The sequence below is a fragment of the Methanobrevibacter sp. genome (assembly GCF_045636185.1).
Classification (GTDB): Archaea; Methanobacteriota; Methanobacteria; order Methanobacteriales; family Methanobacteriaceae; genus Methanocatella.
Window position 1 is genome coordinate 1 of record NZ_JAZTXC010000102.1, and the last position, 4,314, is coordinate 4,314.

5 protein-coding genes and 2 tRNA genes are annotated in these 4,314 nt (G+C 34.0%); 3 read left to right on the plus strand and 4 right to left on the minus strand.

Annotated features, from left to right (window positions below):
- Positions 1-303 precede the first annotated feature (303 nt).
- Positions 304-867, minus strand: coding sequence for a coenzyme F420-reducing hydrogenase, FrhD protein (gene frhD / locus ACKI3Q_RS05830; RefSeq protein ID WP_407415178.1), 564 nt, complete (start codon positions 865-867; stop codon positions 304-306).
- A gap of 139 nt (positions 868-1,006) precedes the next feature.
- Here frhD and ACKI3Q_RS05835 point away from each other — a divergent pair, with 139 nt between their 5' ends.
- The 3 genes from ACKI3Q_RS05835 to ACKI3Q_RS05845 all read left to right on the plus strand — a co-directional run bounded on the left by ACKI3Q_RS05835 (position 1,007) and on the right by ACKI3Q_RS05845 (position 1,880).
- Positions 1,007-1,513, plus strand: coding sequence for an endoglucanase (locus ACKI3Q_RS05835; RefSeq protein ID WP_407415180.1), 507 nt, complete (start codon positions 1,007-1,009; stop codon positions 1,511-1,513).
- Positions 1,514-1,674: 161 nt separating this feature from the next.
- A tRNA-Arg gene (locus tag ACKI3Q_RS05840) sits at positions 1,675-1,749 on the plus strand.
- 57 nt (positions 1,750-1,806) lie between these two features.
- Positions 1,807-1,880 (plus strand) — tRNA-Arg (locus tag ACKI3Q_RS05845).
- Between the two features lie 2 nt (positions 1,881-1,882).
- Here ACKI3Q_RS05845 and ACKI3Q_RS05850 read toward each other — a convergent pair.
- The 3 genes from ACKI3Q_RS05850 to ACKI3Q_RS05860 all read right to left on the minus strand — a co-directional run.
- On the minus strand, positions 1,883-3,070 hold the full coding sequence (locus ACKI3Q_RS05850) for a TIGR00375 family protein (RefSeq protein ID WP_407415182.1): 1,188 nt from the start codon (positions 3,068-3,070) through the stop codon (positions 1,883-1,885).
- Between the two features lie 479 nt (positions 3,071-3,549).
- On the minus strand, positions 3,550-4,080 hold the full coding sequence (locus ACKI3Q_RS05855) for a DUF2112 family protein (protein WP_407415184.1): 531 nt from the start codon (positions 4,078-4,080) through the stop codon (positions 3,550-3,552).
- Between the two features lie 22 nt (positions 4,081-4,102).
- The coding region (locus ACKI3Q_RS05860; protein WP_407415186.1) for a PAC2 family protein at positions 4,103-4,314 on the minus strand (212 nt) is incomplete at its 5' end.

A 4,314-nucleotide genomic window follows, 5' to 3' on the forward strand; every position in this document is an offset into this window, starting at 1 on the left:
ATACTTTAAAAATTAAATAGTAAACTTTAAATAATAAAAAATCTAAGCCCAATACTGCGAGCAAATCCATGATAAATAATGATAAATTATTAAAAATTTTAAAAAAAGTAGTAAAAAGTTTAGGTTAAACAAAAAGAATAAAGTAATATACTAATACATGAAATAGCACCTAAAAAACGAAAGTGACCACTTGCATTTTTCGTGGAAAATGACGTTGTTTTACATGTCATTAATAATTAGTAATACTAAATATAAAAATTGTATGATAAGAAGTAATAAAAAAATAAAAAAAATTAATAACAATTATTTGATTTCATTCAAGATTAAACGAATTGTTTCAGGAACTGCCTTTTCAACCTCTTCAGTCAATCCCATTTCAACATCAGGAGTAGATATCTCACCAGGCTTGCAGCCTACAATAACAACTTCACATTTTGCGGACAGCTCATGAAGAGGTTCCTCAACAGAATAAGTGTGAACATTTTCATATTTGTCCCTAGGCATTTCAAAAGGAGAAAATGTTTTGACGGATCCGGCTTCAGCATCATAATCAACGACATCAACTACGATTACCTTTTCCCAATACTCATCAGGAAGAGAAAATATGAAATGAGTTGCACCATTGCCTGCATCAACAAATTTTACTTCGCCAGTTAAATCGACATCACTGACAATTTCTTCAACTTCATCCAGGACTTCTTTTGAAAAGTCATTTTCAATATATGAAATAACAACAGGGTCAAAATCATCTTCAGTTTCATTTTCAAAATATTTTTCCAACAAGTTTACAACGATAGGTCCATAACCATCATCTTTGAAAAGGATGTTTCCACACCCTACAACTATGGTCTTTGCATGATAAGGCATTCAATTCCTCCAGTCTAATAAATTAATATAGTAAATTATTTATAATATTATTTTCGTATTAAAAAACATTTAAGTAATAGTAGTAAACATATATTACACTAATTAAAAAATTTAAAAATACTTAAATGGGGGTGCAATTATGGAAAAATCAAACTTAATCATAACTGTTATCATCGTATTATGTATTGCTGCAGCTGTTGTGGCATATGGTGTTACAAATAATAGCCCTATATTTTCAGATTTATCCAGTATGGGCTCTGGATCTGGAAATGGAGGTCATGGTATTGGAAATAACACAACAAATAATGCAACACATGCAAACTCTGGCGCTGGTTCAGGTACAGGTTCCAGCAGTGGATCTGGAAGTGGAAGTGGCTCCGGTTCCGGTTCAGGTAGTGGATCTGGAAGTGGAAGTGGCTCCGGCGGAGGTGGCTCCGGCGGAGGCGGATCCAGTAGTGGCCCAATACATTCAGCTTCAGACATCCGTTCAATAGCAATGTCACATGTTCAAGTATCCGGTTGTTATGCAGGAACACCATCCTATTCAGATGGATACTGGTCTGTTACAATCTACAACAGTACTGATGACAGTGCAGTAGACGGTATGGTCATTAATGATAGAACTGGATCTGTAAGTAGAGGATAAAACCCATCTTCTCTACTAATTTTTATTTTTTACTAATTTTCAAACTTTTTACTAATTTTAAAATTAAAAGAATTTTTTACATATGAAATTAATCAAATTATCCTATGAACAATTAAATATATATAATAAGAAAAACAAAATAATAAAATGATGTTTATGAGGGGCCCGTAGCCTAGCCTGGATAGGGCGTCGGACTTCTAATCCGAAGGCCCCGGGTTCAAATCCCGGCGGGTCCGCTTTTCATAAAAAACTGCTTTTTTTAAAATAATTTATAAAAAAATTAATTATTTTTTGGGCTTGTAGCCTAGTCTGGAAGGGCGTAAGACTCCTAATCTTAAGATCGAGGGTTCAAATCCCTCCAAGTCCGTTTCAAAAATTGTCCAAAGTTACTACTTTAGGACTTTTTTCCTCATTTGGAGAAGGGTTAAAATTAATTTCACCATATTTACCTCCGCCACCAGGAGTAATATCAATTGTATTATTTCTAAAGGCTTCAATCGCTTCAGATACTTTTGAATCTATTTTTTCAATATTAGAAATATCTGCATTAATTAAAACATTTATTTCATTTTCAAAGCCATCAACCAATTTTTGCCAGATACCCTGAACCGTCTTTGTTGTAACGCCTTTATCATAGACTGTAGATATTAACTCGGCCAAAGGCATCAGATGAATATATTGAGGCCTGAAATCAGGATGATGAGGTTCCTTAAAGTCGGAAATTTCAGAAATCCTGTAATCAACACCCTTTTTAATTCTTCCCCCACAATCACATTTCATTTTATTTTCACGAGCAATATCAGGATTGACCAGTTTGAAGCATTTAGTACATGCGGTCATGTGATACTTTCCCAAGTTCGGCACAAGGCCATAGTTTGCTTTAACGTTTGAGTGTTTAATTGCATTCTTAATGGAAGAAAATGAAATATCTTGAAGCTCCATTTGATTAAATTCACGACCCAGTCTATGGGGCCATGGAGAATGTGCATCGGAATTGCTTAAAAATGTAAAGTCCTTTAATTCTTCAACAGTATCTGCCATATAAGTATCGGCAGACAAGCCCAACTCCACAAAATCCGCTTTCTTTTCATAACAGTCATAAATGCTGTCAAAAGACTTGTACATTCCTGTCCATGGAGTAAAAGCATGAGCAGGGCCGATTAAACAATCATATTGGCGCACCAATTCCAAAATTTCGGCTCCTCCAAGATGTGTTTTAGGCCTGCCGTGAACATTCTTATTTTTAGACGGCAATTTGGCAGACAATTCCCGTGCAATGTCAATGTCAGGAATGATAATCAGATGATGAATCTTGTTTTTTCCCTCAATCTCAGTTGTTATGACAAAATCCATATCCTCAGTAGAATAGATTCCATCTCCCGAATAATCGGTAGATTCCTCAATGATATCCAGCCATTTGGGATGAAGACCATCGCCAGTTCCCATGAGGTTTAAACCTTTAAGTTTGGCCTTAGGAGCAATATTTTTAATCAGCATGTCCTTAGAAGAAGCCATTGAAAAGCAACTATGAATATGAAAATCAGAATTGACCAGCATGATAATACTATCTTTAAATTGATTTATTTAAAATTGATTATCAAAAACTGATTAACTGCTTTAATACCCCACATTAATAGCCAATGAAAAAAATGCGTGGAGCAATAAAAATTGTTCTGCCATCAAAAAATATGATTATCCAAAACACGATTTCCAACATGTTGATGTCGGCTAGAAAAATAATATAATTAATATCTATATTCACCAATCAATGTAATTGATTAAAAACCATTTCAATGATGGACTTTTAGAAAACAGCACCCAACTGTTTTCGCAGAGGCTTTTTACCTAGAAGCAAACTAATCAATTGCATTTTCACAATAATTACATTTATATAGGAACTACAACAATACATTTAAACAGAGTATCACCTCCACGGAGGAAAACTCGAACTTTTAATTAATTGGTTTTTAATGCCTAAAGGGCGGTATTGTGAGGTAAAACTCACAATATAGGCATTATTTCAAATAACATCTATTTTAATAGGAATTATAAATAATTTTTTCAAATTCATCCAATGAAATTTTTTCATTCTTATTTTTCAAATCGGCATCCAAATCATCCCCAATGGATGAATCGAAATCTTTCAAAAATAGATTAACCTTGTCAATCAAATTGATAATCTCATCACGGGTTGTCGGATAAGCCAGTCTCAAAACTGGAATATTCAACTGGCCTACAATATTAACTGCAAGTGAATGTGCATTATTGCAGCCGTTTCCGCAAAACAAAATCAGTTCGTTTAAAACATCATACATTGGCTCATAATTTGCTGGTCTTCGACCTAAAATAATAGCGGCATCAGCCTTATCCAGCAAGGGCATCAAAAGAGAAATACGGCCACGAACACCAGATGGAGTTTCGCTGGACATATTAACCTTAAAATCAGGATTTAAATTCAGTTCATTATTATATTTGGAAAAATTAGTTGGAGACAAATAAGTATGTCCATTCTTTTCAATCAGCGGCACAATAATCATTGCACCATCTGGAATAACTATAACATTCATAAAAAAATAAAAAATTGGATAATTATCCAATATATCTTAAGTCATCTGCATTTCCGGCATTGGCACGATTAATTAAATCCTGTTCCATTTGTTGAGCTTGAGCCAACATTTGTCTGGTTTCCTCAGCTCTTTCATCAAGTTTTTCTGTATTGATTTCAAAATTAAGCAATTCAGCCAATTTTAATAAAACACCTTCAGCAGATTCTGCATCAATAAAGTAACCTGGAGTTTCGC

Bases quoted from the DNA above. Each gene is read 5' to 3' on its own strand.
- frhD (WP_407415178.1), bottom strand. From the start codon at position 867: ATGCCTTATCATGCAAAGACCATAGTTGTAGGGTGTGGAAACATCCTT.
- ACKI3Q_RS05835 (WP_407415180.1), top strand. From the start codon at position 1,007: ATGGAAAAATCAAACTTAATCATAACTGTTATCATCGTATTATGTATT.
- ACKI3Q_RS05855 (WP_407415184.1), bottom strand. From the start codon at position 4,080: ATGAATGTTATAGTTATTCCAGATGGTGCAATGATTATTGTGCCGCTG.
- ACKI3Q_RS05850 (WP_407415182.1), bottom strand. From the start codon at position 3,070: ATGCTGGTCAATTCTGATTTTCATATTCATAGTTGCTTTTCAATGGCT.